This window comes from Oceanobacillus sp. CFH 90083 (assembly GCF_009389585.1).
In the GTDB taxonomy this organism is placed as follows: Bacteria; Bacillota; Bacilli; order Bacillales; family Amphibacillaceae; genus Oceanobacillus.
The window spans coordinates 93,920-116,810 of record NZ_VIYG01000005.1 but is presented as its reverse complement, the minus strand read 5'-3'; the positions used below and the strand labels follow the sequence as shown (position 1 = coordinate 116,810).

18 protein-coding genes and 3 pseudogenes are annotated in these 22,891 nt (G+C 32.0%); 19 read left to right on the top strand and 2 right to left on the bottom strand.

Annotated elements, in window-relative coordinates; genetic code table 11:
* Positions 1-83 precede the first annotated feature (83 nt).
* Both FLK20_RS09295 and FLK20_RS09290 read left to right on the top strand, forming a co-directional pair.
* On the top strand, positions 84-1,853 hold the full coding sequence (locus tag FLK20_RS09295; protein WP_152656293.1) for an ABC transporter ATP-binding protein: 1,770 nt from the start codon (positions 84-86) through the stop codon (positions 1,851-1,853).
* Positions 1,853-3,586 carry an ABC transporter ATP-binding protein gene (locus FLK20_RS09290; protein WP_152656292.1) on the top strand — a complete coding sequence of 578 codons (1,734 nt, stop codon included), beginning with the start codon at positions 1,853-1,855 and terminating at the stop codon, positions 3,584-3,586. The genes FLK20_RS09295 and FLK20_RS09290 overlap by 1 nt, the downstream gene beginning before the upstream one ends.
* A gap of 502 nt (positions 3,587-4,088) precedes the next feature.
* Here FLK20_RS09290 and FLK20_RS09285 read toward each other — a convergent pair.
* Complete coding sequence (locus FLK20_RS09285) at positions 4,089-5,387, bottom strand: amidohydrolase (RefSeq protein ID WP_152656291.1); 1,299 nt, start codon at positions 5,385-5,387, stop codon at positions 4,089-4,091.
* Between the two features lie 139 nt (positions 5,388-5,526).
* Here FLK20_RS09285 and FLK20_RS09280 point away from each other — a divergent pair, with 139 nt between their 5' ends.
* From FLK20_RS09280 to FLK20_RS09225, 12 genes and pseudogenes are all read left to right on the top strand, one after another.
* The gene (locus FLK20_RS09280) at positions 5,527-6,300 is read left to right on the top strand and encodes an SDR family NAD(P)-dependent oxidoreductase (protein ID WP_152656290.1); all 774 of its coding nucleotides are present in this window, start codon (positions 5,527-5,529) and stop codon (positions 6,298-6,300) included.
* 17 nt (positions 6,301-6,317) lie between these two features.
* Entirely contained in the window at positions 6,318-7,526 is a 1,209-nt protein-coding gene (locus tag FLK20_RS09275; protein WP_152656289.1) for a methionine adenosyltransferase, read from the top strand.
* Positions 7,527-7,681: 155 nt separating this feature from the next.
* The gene (locus FLK20_RS09270) at positions 7,682-8,557 is read left to right on the top strand and encodes a hypothetical protein (protein WP_152656288.1); all 876 of its coding nucleotides are present in this window, start codon (positions 7,682-7,684) and stop codon (positions 8,555-8,557) included.
* A gap of 15 nt (positions 8,558-8,572) precedes the next feature.
* Positions 8,573-9,082 carry an ATP-binding cassette domain-containing protein gene (locus FLK20_RS09265; RefSeq protein ID WP_152656287.1) on the top strand — a complete coding sequence of 170 codons (510 nt, stop codon included), beginning with the start codon at positions 8,573-8,575 and terminating at the stop codon, positions 9,080-9,082.
* Between the two features lie 115 nt (positions 9,083-9,197).
* Positions 9,198-10,355 carry an acyl-CoA dehydrogenase family protein gene (locus FLK20_RS09260; RefSeq protein ID WP_227994956.1) on the top strand — a complete coding sequence of 386 codons (1,158 nt, stop codon included), beginning with the start codon at positions 9,198-9,200 and terminating at the stop codon, positions 10,353-10,355.
* Between the two features lie 50 nt (positions 10,356-10,405).
* Positions 10,406-11,473, top strand: coding sequence for an inositol-3-phosphate synthase (locus tag FLK20_RS09255; RefSeq protein WP_152656286.1), 1,068 nt, complete (start codon positions 10,406-10,408; stop codon positions 11,471-11,473).
* A 127-nt stretch (positions 11,474-11,600) separates the two neighbouring features.
* Positions 11,601-11,738, top strand: a pseudogene (locus FLK20_RS22255) (NUDIX hydrolase); the annotation flags it as partial.
* A gap of 230 nt (positions 11,739-11,968) precedes the next feature.
* Complete coding sequence (locus FLK20_RS09245) at positions 11,969-13,456, top strand: class I adenylate-forming enzyme family protein (RefSeq protein WP_152656285.1); 1,488 nt, start codon at positions 11,969-11,971, stop codon at positions 13,454-13,456.
* Between the two features lie 161 nt (positions 13,457-13,617).
* Complete coding sequence (locus FLK20_RS09240) at positions 13,618-14,424, top strand: HAD-IIB family hydrolase (RefSeq protein WP_194165589.1); 807 nt, start codon at positions 13,618-13,620, stop codon at positions 14,422-14,424.
* A gap of 22 nt (positions 14,425-14,446) precedes the next feature.
* Positions 14,447-15,556 (top strand): nucleotidyltransferase family protein, encoded by a 1,110-nt coding sequence (locus tag FLK20_RS09235; RefSeq protein ID WP_152656283.1) that lies wholly within the window; start codon positions 14,447-14,449, stop codon positions 15,554-15,556.
* Positions 15,557-15,572: 16 nt separating this feature from the next.
* The gene (locus FLK20_RS09230) at positions 15,573-16,172 is read left to right on the top strand and encodes a histidine phosphatase family protein (RefSeq protein WP_152656282.1); all 600 of its coding nucleotides are present in this window, start codon (positions 15,573-15,575) and stop codon (positions 16,170-16,172) included.
* Between the two features lie 235 nt (positions 16,173-16,407).
* Positions 16,408-17,271, top strand: a complete 864-nt coding sequence (locus FLK20_RS09225; protein ID WP_152656281.1) for a phytanoyl-CoA dioxygenase family protein — start codon at positions 16,408-16,410, stop codon at positions 17,269-17,271.
* Positions 17,272-17,722: 451 nt separating this feature from the next.
* Here FLK20_RS09225 and FLK20_RS09220 read toward each other — a convergent pair whose 3' ends face one another.
* Positions 17,723-18,952 (bottom strand): IS4 family transposase, encoded by a 1,230-nt coding sequence (locus tag FLK20_RS09220; protein WP_152656280.1) that lies wholly within the window; start codon positions 18,950-18,952, stop codon positions 17,723-17,725.
* A 346-nt stretch (positions 18,953-19,298) separates the two neighbouring features.
* Here FLK20_RS09220 and FLK20_RS21610 point away from each other — a divergent pair, with 346 nt between their 5' ends.
* The 5 genes and pseudogenes from FLK20_RS21610 (at position 19,299) to FLK20_RS09190 (ending at position 22,686) form a co-directional block, all read left to right on the top strand.
* On the top strand, positions 19,299-19,469 hold the full coding sequence (locus FLK20_RS21610) for a hypothetical protein (protein ID WP_194165588.1): 171 nt from the start codon (positions 19,299-19,301) through the stop codon (positions 19,467-19,469).
* A pseudogene (gene tnpB / locus FLK20_RS21920) lies at positions 19,459-19,815 on the top strand (IS66 family insertion sequence element accessory protein TnpB). The gene FLK20_RS21610 and the pseudogene tnpB overlap by 11 nt, the downstream one beginning before the upstream one ends.
* 96 nt (positions 19,816-19,911) lie before the next feature.
* Positions 19,912-20,145 (top strand): IS66 family transposase, encoded by a 234-nt coding sequence (locus tag FLK20_RS09205; RefSeq protein WP_152656278.1) that lies wholly within the window; start codon positions 19,912-19,914, stop codon positions 20,143-20,145.
* 246 nt (positions 20,146-20,391) lie between these two features.
* Positions 20,392-21,467 (top strand): annotated as a pseudogene (gene tnpC, locus FLK20_RS09195) (IS66 family transposase).
* 268 nt (positions 21,468-21,735) lie between these two features.
* Positions 21,736-22,686: a phosphotransferase gene (locus FLK20_RS09190; protein WP_227994985.1), complete on the top strand. Its 951-nt coding sequence runs from the start codon at positions 21,736-21,738 to the stop codon at positions 22,684-22,686.
* Positions 22,687-22,891: the final 205 nt, after the last annotated feature.

The following is a 22,891-nucleotide window of genomic DNA, read 5'->3' as shown; positions in this document are numbered from 1 at the left end:
ATATATTTGTGATATAAGTAATTATTAGGTGTTGTAGATTTTACATATTTATAAGATAATATAATAAAAAAGAGGGGATTGGGTTGAATACACAAGTTAATAATCACAAATACCATCTATTTCGAGTTTACTTATGGACACTATCTTTTTTAAAACCATATAAATTAATTCTATTTTTATTAATTTTTTGTAGTTTAATTACCACTGGTGCGCAGCTTGTTATTCCAAAAATCATTCAATTTTTTATTGATGAGACCTTAACAAAAGAATATACATATACATTTATTTGGTTACTAATCTTAGTAGTATTTCTTGTGATTCTTATAATCATTTTTTTGGCTGTAAAGAATATTGTTCAACGCTCCTTACAAGAGAAGGCTTCACGTGACATGCAATTTTCTATCTATTCACATTTAAGGAAACTAGGTTTCGCCTATTTTGAGAAACATCCGATAGGAGAAAGCCTAGCACTTATGAATACAGAAGTTGCAGCTTTACGTGATCTTTATAGTCGCCTGTTACCTTGGATGATAAATAACTCTATTTTTTCAGTTATTTCGTTGACTTTAATGTCTATAATAAGCTGGCAATTAAGCCTAATTATTATTCCAAGCCTTCTATTATATTACATATTTGGTCCTTATCTAGAGAAAAAAGCGTCTGAATATGGAAAACTAACCGCTGATAATCGAGTTAAATTTAACCAAAAAATTTATGAGAGTATTGCCTCGCTTTATGATATTCGTGCAAGCGCAGTTGAATCGTGGGATTTGTCCAATGTGAATAGGAAGAATAGACAATTAAATCAATCAATGATTAAAACAATTTGGTATGCTTATTTAAGAGGAACAAATCGTCGTATGTCTTATTATGTAGGTGGAATTGCAATAATAATCATTGGTTCACATCTTACTTTAACAGACGAATTGTCTACTGGTGCTTTTGTAGCATTTTTGATATATTACTTTCAAACGATGCATATTCTAACGTCAGTGGTAACGTCCATTACAGAACAGCGGGTTTTAATGGATCAAGCTGAAAGAATATATCGTTTTACTAGAATTCGACCTGAGGTAGAGGAAGAAACACAAGCAAAATTCAATAATGCTGTACATGGGGATATAGAGTTTGAAGGTGTTTTCTTTCGTTATCCAAATGGCCCTGAGGTGCTAAAAGGATTTAATTTGTTTATTTCTGCAGGACAAAAAATAGCCATTGTTGGTGGAAGTGGAAATGGAAAATCGACAATATTAAAGCTTATGGGACGGTTCTATGATCCTGAAAAAGGGAGAATTTTGTTAGATAATTATCCAATTAAGAGCCTAAGCTTCGAGAATTTAAGAGAAAATCTAGGATTTGTTTTTCAAGAGACTTATCTATTCGGTACAAGTGTTCGAGAAAATATTTTATTTGGTAGGCCAGGTGCAAGAGAAGATGAGGTGGTACAAGCAGCAAAAGCTGCATTTGCTCATGATTTTATTCTTCAATTACCAAATGGTTATGATACATTACTAGGAGAACGGGGTCTGAAATTATCTGGTGGACAAAAGCAAAGAATTTCAATTGCAAGAATGTTTTTAAAAAGTCCTCCTATTATTTTGTTAGATGAAGCCACTGCTTCTTTAGATACAGTCAGTGAAAAAGAAGTACAAGATGCACTTCAACGATTGATGCAAAAAAGAACAACCATTACTGTAGCCCATCGATTATCAACAATTAAAGATTATGACCGTATTGTATTAATTGATAAAGGTAAAATAGTAGAAAGTGGAACGTATGATGAGTTAATGAAGAGAAGAGGAGCTTTTTATCATTTGTCATTTGGGGAGAAGTTGGAAAAGGAGGATATTTAATGAAGCGCAATCTGCAATGGTTGAGAAAATATATACGTCCGAATAAACGATTATTAGTATTGGCAATTATTCTGATGATTGTAGAATCTTATGCGTATCTAGCAACTATTGGGTTGCAACAGAGTTTAATAGACGGTGTATTAATAGCGAATGATTTTACAAATTTTTATCTCATTATATCGCTTATGATCTTAGCTTTTGTAGGTTATTCCTTATTGTTCACTCTTGGTCCATATGTTATATATAAGGTACGTGCAGCTATTATTGAACATTTAGTCCGTGATTTTATGAATTATATGTACAAAATACCTACTGCCACATTCGAGAAAGAACGTACAGGGGCTTATGTGCATTATATTGTTAATGATGTTGAAAAGGTAGGAGTAATGATAGCCAATGATGTTCCAAGATTTGTTCAACAATTGGCATCTCTTATTGCACTATTTATTATTATTGGTTTGAACAGTCCTATTATTCTTGTATTTAGTTTGTTGTGCTGTATGGTATATGCATGGCTAGGGCGGTACTTCTCGTCCAAATTAAAAGATAAAGCCAAGAGAGTTCAGGAAACAAAATCTGATTTAATTGTACACATGGAAGAAGGAATATCTTCTACAAGAGAGGTCATTGCATATCATCGAATGAAATGGGAATCAAAAATTTATCAGAATTATTTCAAAAAATATTATGAAGCGGTTATGAAAGAAGGAAAGCTAATTAATAAACAATTAATTAGTAGTGAACCAATAAGATGGGGGATTACAGTATTTATATTAGGTTATGGTGGATATCTAGTATTACAAGGCCAAATGTCAATTGGTATATTTGTTGTCATATATCAATTTAGTAATCAACTTGTTACCAGTTTCCAAAATCTTTTCAACATGACAATGAATTTTTCGGGGAAAATGGCGAGTCTAGATCGTATACGTCGTGTGATGGATGCTCCTACATGGAAAGAGGGTACAAAAAAAATTGAGAGACGAATAGATAAACTCTTATTCAACCAAGTTTATTTTAAATATGAATCTAAAACAGGATACATTTTAGATAATTTAACAGTAGAACTGCCAATTGGGAAAAAAATAGCTATCGTGGGTTCAAGTGGTAGTGGTAAGTCAACGATTGCTCAGCTTTTATTGCGCTTTTATGAACCATCTGCAGGAAGTATTATAGTTAATGAAAAGGGACTTTCTGACATTAATCGTCATGATTGGATACGTAGAATCTCAGTTGTTTCACAAGAACCCTATTTATATCCTGACACTATTCGTAGTAATATTATTCTTGGGCAAGACTTTAGTGATAGTGAAATGATAAAAGTCTGCAAGCTTGCAGAAATTCATGACTATATCCAATCTTTACCTGATAAGTATAATACAGTAATTGGAGAAAGAGGTATTACATTATCTGGCGGACAAAGACAAAGGATTGCAATTGCTAGGGCATTAATTAAAAATACAGAAATCTTAATTTTTGATGAAGCTACTTCGGCGTTAGATTTAATAACAGAAAAAAGTATTCAAAGTAAAATTGATCAATACCGTAAGGGAAAAACAAACATCATCATCGCTCATAGGTTGTCAACGATCAAAAATGCAGATTGTATTTTTGTGTTAGAGAATGGAGTGATTGTAGAACAGGGAGATCATCCTCAACTTTTGCTTAATGGGAAGTATTATTCTAGATTAGTACAATCGGAAGAGGATGATACCGGGATAATGAATGAGTAGAATAATGGTTGATTTAATAGCAAATATAAGCTACTTAAAGCCCTTTAAGGTAAATAACCATGAAATAGATTATTATTTGGATTAATTATTATTATATGTGCCATAAAGAATAATATACCTTCAATAATATATAAGGTGTTCTTAATTTGAAATTTTATTAATTAATCGCTTTTAAAAGTTCTCAAAATAGTATATATTTTACTCATAGTTAGTTAACATTATCTGAATTTTGTTTAATAGTTAGTAGGTCAATGTTATTCCTTTAAAATGTTCGTATTTTAGGGAGAGACTAGGGCAACAGTTTATTTCCATTGTGCTTTTTGTCTTTTTTCAAATAACTGAAGCTGCAAAATCTCTCATAATCTGGCTCTTGTGTTAACACCTTTTTGTTAAGGTTTTAGCAATTAAGATTGTTTCGAATTAGTTTTATACAGTCTTAAAATAAATGGAGGTTCATCAAAAAAACTACTATAATAATAGTCATATGTTTCACATGTGTTTTTCATTGAGTAAGGCGTTTGTATGATTTTTCGGCATTGAATAAAATCTTTTCTTCATCTAATGTTGTGCAGATGCCATTCGAGACTACCCTTTCCCCTTTAATCCATACATCTTTGATATTATTACTAGGTAGTGAGTAAATAATATGAGATAATAAACATGACTTCGGATACATATTTGATTTTTCTAAATCAATAGAAATAATATCTGCCTCCATACCTATTGATAATTGACCAATGTTATCAAGAAAAAGTGATTTGGCTCCTTTTATGGTCCCGATTTGGATCATTTCTCCTGCAGATAAGACCGTGGGATCATTAGATAATCCTTTATGAATCAAAGCAGCTAACCTTAATTCACTTAACATGTCTAATGTATTATTACTTGCTGCACTGTCAGTACCAATTGAAACATTTATACCTTTTTCTAAAAGTGTTGGGATTGGCGCAATTCCGCTACCTAGTTTTAGATTGCTAGAAGGGTTATGTGAAACATTGACGTTATTTTCATATAGTAAATTTATGTCAGATTTAGTTAAATGTACACAATGTGCTACTAGACAAGGATTTGAAAAAAAACCTAAGCTATTAAGGTGTTCTACAGGGCTTTTACCATATAAGGATTTAATTAAATCGAACTCATATTTGTTTTCCGATAAATGAGTGTGTAAGGGTAATTTTAATTCCTTTGCTACGTCGATTATCTTTTCAATATATTGGGGTTCACATGTATAAGTTGAATGAGGGCCCATCATCACAGTGATTCGTCCCTCAGCTTTTTTGTGCCAGTTTTTAGAGAACTCCTTTGCCTTTAACAGGTTTTCGTTATCACGTGTAGTTGAACCAGTACTTATTAGACCATCGACTAAACATGCTCTCATACCAGAAGATTCAATTGCCTCTGCAACAATATCCATTTTGTCAAACATATCTAAAAAGGTAGTTGTACCTGTTTTTACCATTTCCAAAATTGATAGTAAAGTACCGTTTTTTATATCTTCCTCGATTAGCTTTCTTTCCATCGGCCACATTTTTTTTTCTAGCCAATCTTGTAGTTTTAAATCATCTCCATGACCTCTCATGAGTGCCATGGTCGCATGAGTGTGAGTATTAACTAGGCCAGGTATATATACACTATTTTCACCTTTTATGACAGTGTCAAAAGTATCGAAAGAACTAGGTGTTTTGGAACCTATATATGTGATGTTCCCATTTTCAATTATGATATTACCAGTAGTGAAATTGATAACGCCATCATTAATTGCTAAAATATTCCCATTTTTAATTATTGTATTTGACATAAAATTCACTCTCCTTTACAATATTACCAAGAAAGACAGATATTTGCATTATTTTTTAAAAAGTCTGGATTTGTTAATTAGTATCATAGTATAATTTCTACATATAGTAAAAGGTTTTTTATGAAAAGGGGGGGTAGTAATGAGAGGAATTGAAGGGAGTGTTGCAATTATAACGGGAGGAGCTCAAGGAATAGGAAAAGCAACATGTGATTTATTAGGAACCTATGGGGCGAAAGTTGTAATTGCAGATATTGATCATGTTTTAGGAAGGAAACTTGAAATTGAATTGAAAGGCAAAGGGGTATCAGCTCTTTATGTACATACTGATATATGCAACGAAGATAGTATAAAAAATATGGTAACTGAGGTTGTTAATCATTATAATAAAATAGACTTTTTAGTTACAAGTGCAGGGCGTTTTGTATTTAAAAGTATTGATGCTACTACTGAAGAATGGCGATATATAATTGATGGAAATATAATAGGTACTGCTTTAAGTGTAAAATATGTTGTTCCTGAAATGAGAAAAAACGGGAAAGGTGCAATTGTAAATATAAGTTCAATATCTGGGCATGTTGCTCAAGAAAATTATTTAACATACAATACTACGAAAGCGGCAGTTACTCATATGACAAGATGCATGGCGATGGATTTGGCAAATCTGAATATTAGAGTAAATGCTGTAAACCCTGGTACAGTATGGACGAAGAATAATGAATATTATATAAAAAAAGATAAGGGATTGAATAGGGAACAAGCCGATTCCCATCCCGATATTGGAGGAGCACATATGCTAAAAAGAAATGCAGAACCTGAGGAAATTGCGGCTCCTATTGTATTTTTACTTTCTGATGAAGCAAGTTTTATTACGGCAGAAAATTTAATGGTAGACGGCGGTTATACGGCAAAATAAATCTGAGGAGATATATAATGATTTCTATTCTAAACAATCAAGATGTAAGTATAGAAAAGAAAGATTTTGAATTAGTTGAAAGAAAAGGAGTAGGGCATCCTGACACTATTTGCGATTCAATAGCTGAAAAAGCCTCTGAGTATTATTCTAAGTATTGTTTGGATAATTTTGGTGGAATAGCACATCACTGGTTTGATAAGGTAATGTTAATAGGAGGGGAGGCTAACATACAATTTGGCTTTGGAGAAATTACGAAGCCTTATGAGATTATTTTTGCTGGAAAAGCTGCTTATCGTTATGCAACAAATAGAATTCCAGTAGCCGAAATTTTAAAACAAGCAAGCATTGATGTTTTATCAAAAGTTTTAACTGGTTTTATACCAGATAAACATTTAAAGGTTAATGTTAAAGTAGTTGATTCTAAAGGGCCAGGTAGAAAAGAAACACGTTATAGACCAATGAAGGAGAATGATTTAATTAAAATTGGTGATGAAAATCTTGTTTCTAATGATTGTAATCTCTTACATGGATATGCACCTTTAAGTAGGTTGGAAAAGTTGGTTTTATTCACTGAACAATTTGTAAATGGAGAAGAATTTAAACAAAAAAATTCAGATACAGGGTGGGATGTGAAAGTATTTGGCATAAGAAATAAAGACTTTTTTAGAATTATTGTTAATATACCTTTCCTTGCACAACAAATTAAATCAATGGAACACTATAAACAAAGAAAAAATGAAGTAATGAAAGAGCTACATGATTTTATTTATAGGAAATTAGAATTAAAGCCTGAAATAATAGTTAATTCTGCTGATCGAGGAAAAAGAGCGTATTTAACAGTTTTAGGAAGTGTTGCGGATACTGGGGATGTTGGTGTTGTTGGCAGAGGAAATAGGCTGAATGGGTTAATTACTCCAATGAGATCTATGAGTATTGAAGCTGCTGCTGGAAAAAACCCACTGGATCATACTGGTAAATTATATGGAATATTAACAGACAGATTGGCAAAAAAATTATTTGCAGAGACAGGAAATCCTGTAGATGTTCATATTATGACAACAAAAGAAGCTCATTTAAAGGACCCAGATCACATAATTGTAAAGATTAGTAAGCTAGATGATGACGAAAAAATAAAAGAAAAAGTTAAGAAAATAGTTTTCAGTGAATTAAATTCTGTTTATAAAATTACAGATGAGTTAATTAATAAGGGAATTGTCATGTGGTGATAAGATAGGAGGGAGTAATTATAGAAGAAAAACTGATAGAAAATATATACAGAACAATTGAAAAGGTTCATAAAGATCCAATCAATTATAAACAAATTATTGTGAAAAGATTTGTCTCTGAACTCAATGAAAAAAAATCAAACCATATAATCTTTATGATGAAACCAGAGGTTTTAGACATACAAACAGTTGATGTTAGAGCAACAATATCAATAGTATTAGAGACATTGAAAAACAATAATATTGACCTTCATGCCGCGAAGGTAACATCAGGTCAGTACCTAAAAGAGAAAAACTGGATTGAACAACATTATAATATTCTAAATAAGGTGTCAAAATACGGAAAAGATATGCTCCCAGAATATATCCTGAAAAATATAAATGAAAGATACCCTAAAGCTAAAGTGTACGGTGGGCACGAGTTTTTAAATCAATTCAAGAATGATTTCACTCCAAGTTCTTTGGAAGCGCTATCTTTTGGTCGTGAAACAGTGAAATTCGGTGCTGGAATTTATGGCTTAAAATTAACTATAAATAGCGATGCTTTTGTTATATTAAATGCTTTTCATCCTCTACAAGAATATTGGTTTACATTACCTGGAAATTGCGTTTTGTTTTTAGAATGTTCAACCAATCAATATTTTAAAGATGTAAGGCAAAATGTTTTAGGAAATACCAACCCAAAGTTGGCAAAGAAAGACTCAATAAAAAATATTTTTTTTAAAAGAAAGGATAGTTTAGGTATTAAAGATTATAATACCATGTATAATGGAATTCATTCTTCTCCTTCTCTGATTGAGGCTATTTCTACTATTATTTCTATGTTTAGTGAGAATGATATTGCATTATCAATAAAAGATACTGTATTGGGAAATAAATTATTAAAAACAGGATTTAATGAAGAAGATATATTATATTTTATAGATAACCCTACGCTCTCTAAATTCAGAAATCAGAAAATGTTTGAAATAACTGAAGACCTTAATTGGGATGAAGTTATAAAATTATGTAAAGTTATAAATAATTCATGAAACTAGGTGGGATTCATGAAACTAGGTAAACGCATTTGGATTATTGGAGTCTCAGGTTCAGGCAAGTCCACTCTAACTAAAAAATTGTCAATGAAACTAAATATACCTTTTACAGAGTTAGATGGTGTATTCTGGCAAAAAAATTGGGTAAAGATGGACGTGGATTCATTTAGGGAACATGTTAAAGTAATTGCATCAAAGGATTCGTGGATTATAGATGGACAATATGCTAATATCCATAATATTTTAAAACATCAGGCTACAACTATAATTTGGTTAGATTTCAAGTTAAGAATAACTTTTTTTAGGGTGCTGAAGAGAACTTTTCTAAGATGGATAAAAAAAGAAGTTCTATGGAACCAAAATAAAGAAGAATTCCTAAAATCCCTTGACTTATTTATGTATTCTATAAGGAATCATAGTACTGTAAAATCGCAAAATGAAAGGCTTTTCAAAGAATTGCAAGGTGAGAGGAGTGTTACTTGCATAAGAATAACCACAATAGAAGAGTTAGATGGGCTATAAAAAAGAGAATTTCTTATTGCATAATTCCAAGTATTAGGGGATTATATAATAACAATTTTAATATAGTTCTATGGTCTTCATTATTAAAGATGTTTTAATTTGGGGTGAAAATATTGTGACTAATAATCTTTATCAAATGGCTTATAAATTAAGTGCTGTAATGAGAAAGAGTGCCGCTATCGTAGACGAAAATAATAAGTTTCCAGAAGAGTCTTTGGACTTGTTAAAAGCTAATAATTTCATGAGTTTAATTATTCCAAGAGAATTTGGAGGGGGCGGTTACAATGTTAAAATAGCATCAGATATAGCTCAAATATTAGCTTCAGGTTGTTTGTCTACTGCGATGATATGGGGGATGCATTGTCAACAAATTTACACGATTATGAATAATGTTGAAAGTGAAAAAAAAAGAATTTTAAATGAAATTTCTCAAAATCAACTATATATTGCTTCTGTAACTTCAGAGCATACTAAAGGTGGTTATCTACTAAGTTCGAATTCACCCTTACATTGGTATAATAATTCTGAATTTGAGCTCTATAGACTTGCCCCAACAGTAACTGGTGGTGAGTATGCTGATGCTTATCTAATAACAGCAAAAAAGTCTCAAGAATCAACGGACAAAAATGTATTATTATTATATGCAGTTAGAGATGAAATATCAATAACTGATATTGGTGATTGGCATTCGATGGGGATGAGAGGAACACAAAGTGTTAGTATGCTTATAAAAGGAAAGCTAGGTGCGAAGAATATATTAACAGAAGAAGATTTTAGTGGAATTGCACAAACTTCTCTTATACCTATAGGCCATATAATGTGGGCCTCTTGCTGGTTAGGAGCAACGAAGGAAGTTTTTAAAAAAGCTATTAAAATATTAAAAAAGAATAAAAATAAATTCAATACCTTGACATATTCCCGGATATCTTCTATTAGATTAAAAATTGATATAGTAAACAATTATTTAGAAAGATTAATAGATGAATTTACTATGTGCATGGAAAGAAATGACCGTACTTCACTAGAAAGTACAAGCTTTAATATTCAGATTAACAATTTAAAAATTATAGCATCTGAAAATCTATTTGCTGCAGCAAATGAAACTATTGAGTTATTAGGAATGTATCATGGATATATAAAAAATGAATTAATACCATTAGAAAGGCTCTTTAGAGATTTAAGATCTGCCTCATTAATGTATCACAATGATCGTCTAAAGGAAGCTAACGGAAAACTTTCTCTGTATAATTCTGAATTGTTGCCGTTTCTTTAACATCAATTGTGGGAATAAAAATTAATTTAAAGTCAAAAGGGGAGTATAAAATGAAAGAAAAATTAAAAGTAGTTATTGCAGGAGTTGGATCCTGTTCTTCCAGTCTTCTACAATTTATCACATTAGCAAAAAAAAGAGAAAACGAGCTAACACCTGGTTTGATGTGCAAACAAGTAGGAAGTGTATCAATAGAAGATATTGAATTTGTAGGTGCATTTGATGTAGATAATAATAAAATTGGTAATGATTTATCTGAAGCAATATTTATGCAACCAAATGTGGCTACAAAGCATATTGATGTACCATTTCAAAATGTTATAGTAAGACCTGGCCCATTAAAAGATGGTTTGCAAGGTAACTTAGCCAAGATCATAAAGCCTAATCCAGGATGTTACAATATCAGTGTACAAGATGTTGCTAAACAGTTAATGGAAATGGAAGCTGAAATCCTTGTGTGTTATCTTCCTACTGGTTCATACGAAGCTGTAAGATTATATGCTGAGGCATGTACTGAAGCGAAGGTTGTGTTTATTAACGCTACTCCAGAACCTGTTGCTCAAGATACTTATTTTCAGGAGAAATTTGAAAATGCAGGAGTTCCGTTATTAGGAGATGATTTAAGAAGTCATTTTGGTGCTACTATGCTACATACAGCAATGATTGACTTGTTAAAATCTCGTAACATTTTAATAAAAAATACATATCAATTAAACTTTGGTGGAAATACAGATTTTCTTAATCTTTCACTTCCTGAAAGATCTTCTAACAAGCAAATATCTAAAAGAAGAGCACTAAATGCAGCAGGTATTGATGCCTCGAGAGTTTCTGCAGGGCCTAATGGTTATGTAGAATATCTAAAAGATAATAAAATATGTTATTTAAGAATAGAAGCTGATTCAGTGTTAGGATCAGAGATTGGATTAGAAATTAAGCTAGAAGTTGAAGATAGTCCTAATTCAGCAGCTGTTGTATTAAATGCGTTGTTAGTTGGCGGTGCAGCTAAAAAGAGCAAATTATCGGGTCCAATAGATGAAGTGTGTGCTTTCTTATTTAAGAGCCCAAGAAAAGGCTTAACAGAAAAAGAAGCATTAAATAATTTTTTGAATTTTATTAAATAATGAAACAAGTATATGTTACTTATGCACTAATCATGAATACAGAGAAGAAAATACTTGTAGCAAAGAATCAAAGAGGGGAGGACTTTAACTATTCATTACCTGGTGGAGCAAGTAAAAAGGGGAAACTTTACAAAAAGCTCTAATCAGAGAAACAAAAGAAGAAACAGGGTTAGACGTAGAAGTTGGAAATATTGCTGAGGTAAAAGAAGCTTTCTTTGAAAAAAAGAATCATCATGCACAATTCATTACCTTTTTTTTAAAATAATTAGTGGTAACGAAAAGATATTATATCCGGATGAAATTCCCGATATTAAGTGGGTGAATTATTCTTGTATAGAAGATTATGCAATGAACTTGAGGGGGAAGCATCAGAAATTTTTGCAAATGAATATGCTCCTAACATTTATAGGGGAAGGATTAAGTAAGTTTCAAGAAAAAATATTTTTTAATTAAAGTATAATACTAAAATTACTTTTTAAATTAGCTGGAGGTAGTATGAAATTTATTCATGATTTGTTGGATTATACTGTTCAAAATGTCAGTGATAAAATTGCTATCTTAACTAAAACACAAAAAATCACATATAAGGAATTGCAGGAAAAGAGTATTCAGTTTAGTAATTTGCTTCAAGAAAAAGGTGTAGTAAAGGGAGATAGAGTTTTATTAATGGTATCGAATAGGATAGAATTAGCTTATTCAATTATTGGTATTTCAAGAGTTGGTGGAGTAGCTGTTGTTATTAATACCGAAATACCTCCTGAAAAACTAAACTATATTATCGGAGACTGTTCTCCAAAGTTACTTATTTATGAAACTGAAGAGTTTGAACTTCAAAATACGATAAAATTAAATAAAATTAGTTTAATGTATTTAAAAGAGATTATTACTGATTATGCATCAATTCTCAACTCAAGCATTAACTTAATTGATTTAAAATTTAATGACATTGCTTTAATCATCTATACTTCTGGAAGTACTGGGAACCCAAAAGGAGTAATTTCCAATCACTGCAGTGTGTTGTTTTGTACAAAAACTATTTCTCAGGTAATCAAAATAAATCAAGATGATTTAATTGGTAATTTTTTGCCTCTTTCCTTTGACTATGGATTGTACCAATTATTTTTGACTTTATATAACAAAGCTACACTGATGTTAGGGAATTCGGATTTATCGGGGGTAAGTTTAGTGAGATTTTTAGAAAAATGGGAAATTACAATTTTTCCTTCAATGCCTCATCTAACTAAAGCATTGATAAAACTCTTGAATAGGTCTAAAAAGGAATTGTCATTAAGATTAATAACAAGTACTGGTGAATATTTTCCCGAAAAGGACATAATGGATCTTCAAAAGATACTACCGCATTGTGAAATTTACTCAATGTATGGCTTGACGGAATGTAAAAGAGTTTCGATATTGCGCCCATGTGAACTAAATCATAAAAGTAAGTCAGTAGGTAGACCTTTACCAAATGTAGAATGTCATGTCATAGACAAATTAGGAAATAAGCTTAAGGAAGGAATGGTTGGTCAACTGGTTGTTAAAGGTCCAAATGTAATGAATGGATATTGGGGAGACACAGAGCTGACAAATGAAAAATTTAAAAGTTATAGTGGGAACTCTCGAGATACTTTATTTACTGGTGACCTATTTAAAATTGATTTAGATGGATATTTATATTTCATTGGAAGGATGAATGATATTTATAAACAAAATGGTTATAGAATAAGTTGTAAAGAAATTGAAGATAGCGTTTACGAAATTAATCTTGGTGATAAGGCAGTTTTAATTCCACCAGATGAACACTATCGTAAATCTAGATTATACGTAAGATCTCGCCATTCTTCACAATTTATAAAGAAAAAATTAAAGACTGTATTAGAAAGATATAAAATACCAGATGAAGTCATCCCCATTACTGAATTCCCTATTACTATAAATGGGAAAATAGATAAGGTTAAATTAAAAAAAATAAAAGAATACTAAGGAAATTAAGCTACTCTGTAATTAAATGTCCCATTCTAATCAATTTCGTAATGTAACTATAATTCCTCGCCTCATTGATTTTAAGAATAAGAAAAGATAACTTCGCCACGAACTAAGTATTAGCATTAAAATACAATTTTGAATTAGGTGATACCTTGGAATTGAATTATGATGGAATTAAAAGATTAGGAATTAAAAACGCTGCTTTTGATTTAGATGGTACGATAATAACGGACAACAATAGAGTAATAGACGGTGTTTTGAGAGGTTTAGAATCACTTAAAAAAAACGGTATAACTAATTTTATTGTAACGGGTCGAGGGATCAATTTAATAAAACGGCAAAGTTTCATTCGGAAATTTGAACCATTTATTTTTCCTAAGCTCATATTAAATGATGGTAATATAATTTACAGTTTAAATAGCAATAAACTCTATATCTTAAACACTATTAATAAGAATTATGTTATAGGTTTATATAATTACTTTAAGAACAAGGCTGATTTTATTATTGAATCAAGAGGAATACCTTTTGCTCAAAATAGAAAATCTTTGATGAAGTACAAAATGATATATAATATTCAAACTAAAATAGCTTTATTTTCAAATATTACTGAATTAGAAAATATAACAAAGATATATATATTTCCACAAAAAGGTATAAACAGAGTCATAGAGGATAATATGTTAAATAATAATTTATTCATTGTAAACAAAATTAGTTTTCTGAATTGTTATGAAATTAAACCTCCATTCATATCAAAAGACATAGGCCTTGAACACCTACTGAGAATATGTGCAATGGGTAATTTAAATAACGTGGTTTCCTTTGGCGATGGAATGAACGATAAAACTTTGCTAAACAAATCAAAACTAGGCATAGCTGTTATGAACTGTGAACATTCAGTTTCGGAAATTTGCGATGTAAAGTTATCGGTCGAAATAGGAGAATTTTTATTAAGTCTATAAATTTAGATTGAGGTGATGCTTGTTGAGAAAGGAATACAAACTTATATTACTTTTATGCAAAATGTCTTTAAGTGAAGAGGAACAAAAAATTTTACAACAATATTTGCAAGAACATTTGGATTGGGATAAAGTCATAGGATTACTAGAAATTCACCGTATAGCAGGTCTTGCATGGAAGAATATAAATAAATATTTTTTTTGTAATAATGAAAATAGATGTACCTTGCCAAGGCTCTACCATTATTTATACAATTCATACTCTTTGCAAAAACTGCGTGGAGAAGAACAATTAAAAATTACTAAAAGCATCTGCAACTTGTTAGATTATCATAAAATAAATTATGCTTTAATTAAGGGAATATCACTTGTTTTGGGAGTTTATAAAGATTGTGGATTAAGAGGTTTTAATGATAATGATCTGCTTGTGCATCCAAATGATTTAGAAAAAGTTAAAAATATTTTGATAGCAGAAGGTTATGTTCAAGGTGAAACTAAACATTTAACAAAAATCATAAAATCAAGCCGAAGAGATCTTTTGAAACGATCTATGAATTCACATGAAGTAATGCCATTCATATTAAAAACAAACAGTGACCTTGTTCCACAGCATATAATAGATGTGCATTTTTCTATTAATTTAATGAGTAATAAACGGAATTTAGAGTCTTTAGAAGAATTTCTGTTTAGTAATATTGAATTAGTTGAAAATAAATTTAGTATAAAAACGTTGAATAACAATAAACATTTAATGTTTTTGTGTGAACATTTTTATAAAGAAGCGATTTCATTCAATGATTTGAAAATGTATAAAGATAACTCAATTTACAAATTGTGTGATATTTATTATTTTATTAAGTCAAACTTCATAAATTGGGAGGAGTTCAACGAACAGTGTTTGAGATTTGGTTTTAGCAAACAAGTGTATTTATCAATGACATATCTAAAAGAAATATTTAATGAAGATGAAATGTTAGATAATATTTTACCACTTGAACCACAAGATAAAACATTTTTGAATAAGGTATTTTACTACAATAGCGATCAAGTGGCATTTCAATATGAAAATGAGAATTTTGTAGAAAGGGTTTTTGATATAGATAAACCCAAAAAAATATTGCATCAAAATAAATAGCTTGGAGGTGATGAAATTGCAAATATTATTAATTAGACATGGTGAATCGAAGGCTGATATTCTTAAAGTTCATGAAGGAAGAGCAGACTTCTCTTTGACAAAAAAAGGACATCAACAAGTGAAAAAGTTAGCTGAAGTAGTTAAAACAAAATATTCTGCTAACAAAATATACTCTAGTACCTTAATTAGAGCTAAAGAAACAGCAGAAGTAATAGCTGACAATTTAAACAAATCTATAATATTTGAAGATGACCTGATGGAACAGAATAATGGTATTTTAGCTGGTATGCCTTTAAGTGAAGTAAATAATGTTAAGAAACCTTGCTATTTACATGAAAGTATTCAAGATGGTGAATCTGCAATTGATTTTAGATTAAGAATCGAAAAAGTTTTTTCTAAAATAATAGTTGAAAATGAAGAAGAGCGACGAGTGGCTATCGTTACTCACGGAGGAGTGATAAATTGTATTTTACGTGCTTTCTATAATATGCCAGTAAATCAGGAGTATTGGTTTCAAACAGGCGATACAGGATTTCATCTTTTAGAAATAAAAGAGACTGAGAAGAATACACACTTTTTAAATAACATGTCTCATTTAGACTCTTTAAAAATATAGGTGGGCCAAAACCAGCTTTTTTTCAATATATAGCTATGATATTAAGAAGTTATGAATAGGGAAAGGAGACAATAAGATCAAATCTAGATAGGTTATTACTGTAGAAGAAAAAATCGAATACTATAGTGATAGACTTTATTAAAGAAAATGACCCCTTTAAGATGTTTTCTAAATAATTACTAATTAACAATAAAAAATATCAATTATGCTGATAAATATATAGGGAGTGATTAATATGCAAAATTATGTAGATGAGTTCATACGAAATGGTTTTGTTGTTCTACCTAAAGCCTTAAACGAAAAGGAAATAGCAAATTTAAGAGTGGCTCTTGAAAATGTGTATTTAAAGGTAAATAAGGACCCAAATAATTTTGAAACTCGTTATACCTATAGAGATGGTGATAAATTCGATACATGGGGAGTTTACCATATTTTTAGTAATGAATTATACGAAGAATCATTTGGGGATGTATTCTATATAAGTAAATTAATGGAATTTGTAAAATTAACATTAGGAGAAGAACTCAGGTTTTGGGGAGCCCATGCATTGTGGTCACCTCGTGAAATTGATTATGAATTAAATTGGCATAAAGATTATGGTGAACATCATGTGTTTGATCCTAATGGAACACCTACACATGTACAGTTTAATATTTGTCTATATGACGATTCTAGCTTTAAAGCAATACCTGGTTCTCATCGTAGACCACTAACTGATTTAGAAAACGCACAATTAGCAAAAAAAGGAATTGATAGTCTGCCTGGTGAGAAGTTAGTTGAATGTAAAGCAGGAGATGTGTTGTTTATGAACTCTCATACATTTCATAGAGGGGCATGTTCATCTAAAAAAATACGCAGAACCCTTCATATGAACCTACAGCCGAGAAACGAGCCAACTGGTGGACATGGAACATGGCGATTTATAAGAGATGAAGGATTTTTAGAAGGAATGAACCCAATTGTGAGGGGATTAATGGAAAATGCAATCGAATGGGATGATAATAATCCCTTAAGTCTCCAAGAGTCAATGAGACTAAAAAGAAATGGAAGGGAGAATAAACAATTTCAAGCAAATAAGTTAAAATACACTAAAGATTAGTAAATTTACTAATGAACTAGCGTATAGGAATTTCAAAGAATTTACTTGAAATGAAGCAGTATAGTGTATTGATTATGTCATTACCTCTTTGATATTAGTGCAATCCAGTAAGACATAAAATGAAAATTTTGGTGGGTGCGAGAAAAGTGTTTATTAAGTTTATTTTCCATCCACCACTTTTAATTTAGTTAAAGTTCAAATATATTTTTCTCGAAATCTTGTAGGCGTCTAGAATGTTTTACTAAAGCATATATAAAAGAAAGAACAACTGAATTTTAACTTAATTACACACTAGCGTTGCATAAAAAAATAAACACCAAAGCAAGTAATATGATTTGTAAATTTTAAATTATTGTTGTAATTTTCAGATATAAATAATGTTTTTTAAATAAAAAAAGACAATAGGTACGAAAGGTAGCCCTTTATCCACTTTCTGAATTTTATACACTTTTTAAATAATTGAATGGAATGTTAAATCATCTAAATGCCAAGCTTCCCCTGTTTCGTATTGTTCTAAGGTTTCTTCAAAGATTCGCTCGTGTTCCAGCCTTCGTCTCCCTTTAGATGTACGTTCTGGCTCCTTGAATACGTTGGAAATAAACCGTTCCATGGATGTTGTCCAATAATCACGAATCCAGTTCAACATTTCCAGCAGGGTTCCTCGATAGCCTAAGTTGATTTTCATGAACAAGGTCAGACAGAAAGTAATCATTGCCAGAAAAAGTTGATTATAGACGGCATTTTCACTTTTTCCGTACAGCTTTTTGATCACTAAATGCTGTTTGACCCACTTGAAAAATAATTCTATCTGCCATCGATAGCGGTAAAGATCACTGATTTCCTGTGCATTCACTTTGGCGTCATTACAAATGATTTGAATGGCATTCCCTTTACTGTCCACCGTCTCTACCAATTGTACGGGATATTTCATCTTTCCTATTTTTACGGCGGCATGACGGGTAGCCGGGGAAGATGGATCAACGGCTAATTCCTCGATGACATGTACCACGGTGTTTGTTTTAATTCGTGTCACAAACCGAATATCATCCGCACAATAGGTATCAAACTTCGTAAAGTTAAAATACCCTCGGTCAAATACATGAAGCACGTTTTTATCTGGTACAATCAATGCATCCAGCTGTGTTTCGTCTGCTGGTCTTGCAGGGGTAACTATCACTTCATTGGGATAGGAAATGCCATCGCAAAAGACAATGGACGTATGCATCTTCACCCCAAATTTGGACTCCCGAAAATCTGCCCATTCGTATTGGCTCAAGCACATGGATATGATGGATGAATCAATCAAATGCAGTTTCCCAAGTGCTTTATTTGCTTTTTGAGGTCCAAGCAGCTGGTGTATTTGTTGCATCAAATGATGTAGAATAGCCTGGAAAATCGCAGGCGGCATCTCTCTGTTCTTCCGGGAAAGCTGTGATTTACTGATGCTTTCTATGCCTACCAGTCTTTGAACGGTTTTCTTACGTGTAATCGTATCACTAATCCGCTGTAGATTATCCAACTGTTTCAACTGTGCATAAATAAATGCGTTTATAAATGTAAGTGCATCCAATTTTTTAACATACTTATCGATTTCTGCGTGATCAATCATTTTTTGAATCACTTTGGAATCTAATGGATGAATGTATTCCCTGAATACATTTTTTATGGTATGATTGTCCATGAGTTCTCCTTATAATTTGGGATTTGGACAGGACTACCATTCCCTTATTATAAGGTTTTTTTATGGATCTTTGTAGTGAAAAATCCCGCTATTCCTAATTTTCCAATAGATTATTTTTCTTGACTTTTAGTAGAAAACTTTATGCAACGCTAGTGTTAATTACATGAATATTAATAGTTGTAAAATCCAATAATTAGATAATTTACTCAATTTAGTATTGATTTATAAAATATTAATTTTTATGTTTTATTATTTTGGATGTAAGCGGGAAATAACAGACCGCATTCTCTTATAACGGAACTACCTCAATACTTGGAGTTACCAAGTAACAGGAGGTAATTTTTTCATGAAAGAAAACCCGATTGTTCCCGTAACAATCCCAACAACACCTTCTTCTGTACCTGCAAATCCTGTGGCAGAAGTTTCTTGCCATGCTCTGCATGTAACGATTTTGGAAGGTTGCCAGGAATCGTTGGCAACAGCCTTGATAAGGGAGATGTGTCGCCATGCTGGTTGACTTCTCCCAAATGAAAAATTGTTATTTAGTCTGTGGCTATACAGATCTTCGCAAAGGTATTGATGGTCTGGCTTCCGTAATCACCAGTCAATTTCAATTGGATCTTTTAGACGAATCTGTTTTCTTATTCTGAGGGAGAAGAACGGATCGATTTAAAGCGCTCTGGTTTGATGGAGAAGGTTTCTATTTACTGTATAAGCGATACGATCAGGGAAAGTTAACTTGGCCGCGTTCGCAAATCGACGTAGAAAAGCTGACATCAAAACAAATTGAGTGGCTGTTTGACGTTTTTTCCATCTATCAAAAACAAAAAATTCAACCTGCCAAATTAGGTGTCCTCACCTAATCATAGGGAAGAGAAATTGTTTTTTTAATTTTTCTTCCCCTTTTGATAAAGTGTGGTACGATAAAAGAAATTATTTGGACACAGTGGGTGAATACGTTGACAGAATTGGAAAAGAAGCTGATGAAACAAATCGAACATTTGACGATTCAAAATGAAAAACAAGCAAAACAAATTGAACAGCTGATTAACCAGCTGACCAATATGAATCGTCGTCTGTTTGGAACGTCATCCGAAAAAAATTCTCAAGGTCAACTCTCTTTCTTCGAAGAAGACAATAATTCCCCTTTTAGCGAGGCAGAGCAACCTGTAGACAAAGCCGCTGAAATGTAGGTAATCTCTTATCAGCGAAAAAAAATAAAGGGCAGCGGACCGACATCACAAAAGACTTGCCTATCGTGGTAGAAGAACATACTCTTCCGTCTGATAGGCAAGTATATTCGTGCTGTGCCAGCCCATTAAAACATCTTGGAAAGCGAGAAGCTCGAACGGAGTAAGAGTTTATCCCTGCTCATTTAATCAAGCATGTACATTATGAACATGCTTATGAATGCTTAACCTGTAAGAAAACCGGGCAGAATCACATCCTCCGACAATAAAGCACCGGAACCAGCCTTAGCCAAAAGTTTAGCTGGACCGAGCGTATTAGCCTGGAATCTCTATCAAAAGCTGGAGATAAGTATTCCCTATCATCGCCAGGAAAAAGAATGGGCGATATATGGATTGAAGGTTTCCCAACGAACATTGGCAAACTGGGTGATTCGAAGTTCTGAAGAATGGCTGGAGCCGTTGTACCAACAAATGAGAAAAAAGTCCTTCTGGAACCCGTGCTCTCCGCTGACGAAACGACCTATCAAATTTTACGTCGGGCAGACAAAAAGCCAGCTACAGCCGATGCAAGGATATGGTTATTTCGCGCAGCGGAAACCGCCAAATATCCCATTATTCTCTATCATTCTTCCGAGACACGCCGGTTTGAAGTAGCAGAAACCTTTCTCAAAGGATTTAAAGGCCAGCTTCATTGTGATGGGTATTCGGTCTATCAAAAATTAGAAGATGTGCAGCTTCAAACGTGCTGGACACTTGTCCGGAGAAAGTTTTTAGAGACCAATAATCCAAACGGACAAGGTGCCGTTGGCGTCCATTACTGTAACCAGCTTTTCAAGCTGGAAAGGCAATGGAAAACTTTATCTCCAGAGGAACGGTTACAACAACGCCAGCTGGAAAGCAAGCCGTTACTGAAAGAGTTCTGGGAGTGGCTCGACGCCCTCGTTACGATGAAAGGCCCTTTACAAAAAACGGTAGATTATACAAAGAAGTTGAGAATTTCTCTTCAACACTTTTTAACAGATGGACATCTTTTCATTAGTAATAATCTCGCAGAACGTTCCATTTGGCCTGTCACCGTCGGACGTGAAAATTGGTGTTTTTCTACCAGCGTAGCTGGAGCTCATGCGAATACCATTGGGTATAGTATCATCCAAACAGTGAAAGAAAATGGAATGGATCCGTTTGAATACTTTACCATTTTATTTACGGAACTTCCCCAGCTTAATATTTTTCAACACCCGGAACAATGGGAAAACTATTTTCCGTGGAGTCCTTATATTCAAGCCAAGATGAAGCCACTTCTAAAATATATAAAACGAGCATAATAGCCCTAAAGGAGCTTCTTTACGAAAAGTTTACTCCTTTTAGGGCTATTTGTCATGGCGTCATATTATTTCCCGCTTACTTTTGAATTCAAATTTTTCGTATTTATACATGAAAAATCTATTTTTTGTTGAATTTGGTAATTTATTGTGTTATTCTCGTCTTAGAAGTATAATGGTATATTATTTAAATTTTATTTGTGAACGCTTACATAAAAGGGGTGATAATATCGAAAGAAACATATACGAAAAGTTATTACCAGTGTTAAAAATGTATTCTTTAGGGTCTCCAATTTTTGTAAAGGAGATGAATGGTGCAAGCCCGAATAATGTTTGGTATATAAGATATAATGATAATGAATATGTTCTTAGACAGTGTAAGAGAAATCATGATTATAAATGGCTTCAATATATTGAGAGAATAAATGATTATTTGTTAAGTATGGGTTTTCCTGTTCAACCTATCTTAAAAACAGCACAAGGAAATAAAACTGTTTTAGTTTGTGAGAGTTATTGGCAATTATCACCTTTTATATGCGGTTATGAACTTCAATTAGGTGATACAGGACAAATTAATAAAGCTCTTAATCTACTTATAAGATTGCATAATATCAATTATTTACCTGAAAATCCATCAAATCCGAACGAAAGTGTGCTTCAATGGTTAAAAAACTATTCTTATTACTTTGATAGATTAGAAAAGGCTATCCTTTACTATTATAAAAATAAAGAAAAAGCCTATGATTACTTGAATAAATTAAGTAATCATTTGGAGAATTCACTTGCCTCTCTAAATTTACAAAAATACCATAAATTAAAAAAAGCCTATATCCACGGAGATTTCCATAGAGGTAACATTCTTTTTAGGAATACAGAGATTGTTGCAATCTTGGATTTTGATACTTTTCATTACGGACCTCGCATTTTAGATGTCGCACTTGCTACTTTACAATTAACTAAAGTTCGTTCAGGATCATTCAAACTGGATAGTAAGATTTCAAAAGAATTTTTCAGTAAATATTCTGCTAAACAACATATTAACGAACAAGAACAAGCGAGTATGGTACCACTACTTTTATTATATTTGATGCCTACTGAAAAGTATATATATTTACTAGCTGAAGAAAAACCTCATTTACTAAATTGGTACATGGAATGGTCACTGGAAGCATTAACAATGTCCTATCAATTAAAGGATATTATTAAGTCTATGTCAGCGTAGTGAAAAAAGCGGGAGCACTAATAATGGAAATTATATTTGAATTTTCAACATTAAAAGGGGTATACTGAATGAATTTAAAAATAATTTAATAAGATTAGATCTGAGAGGGATTATTTTTGAAAGCAAGGTATCTCTTAAAGATTCCTCTTTTCTAATTGAGTTTTGTGTTCCGAACTATTTCAGATATAAAATTAATGACATAAAT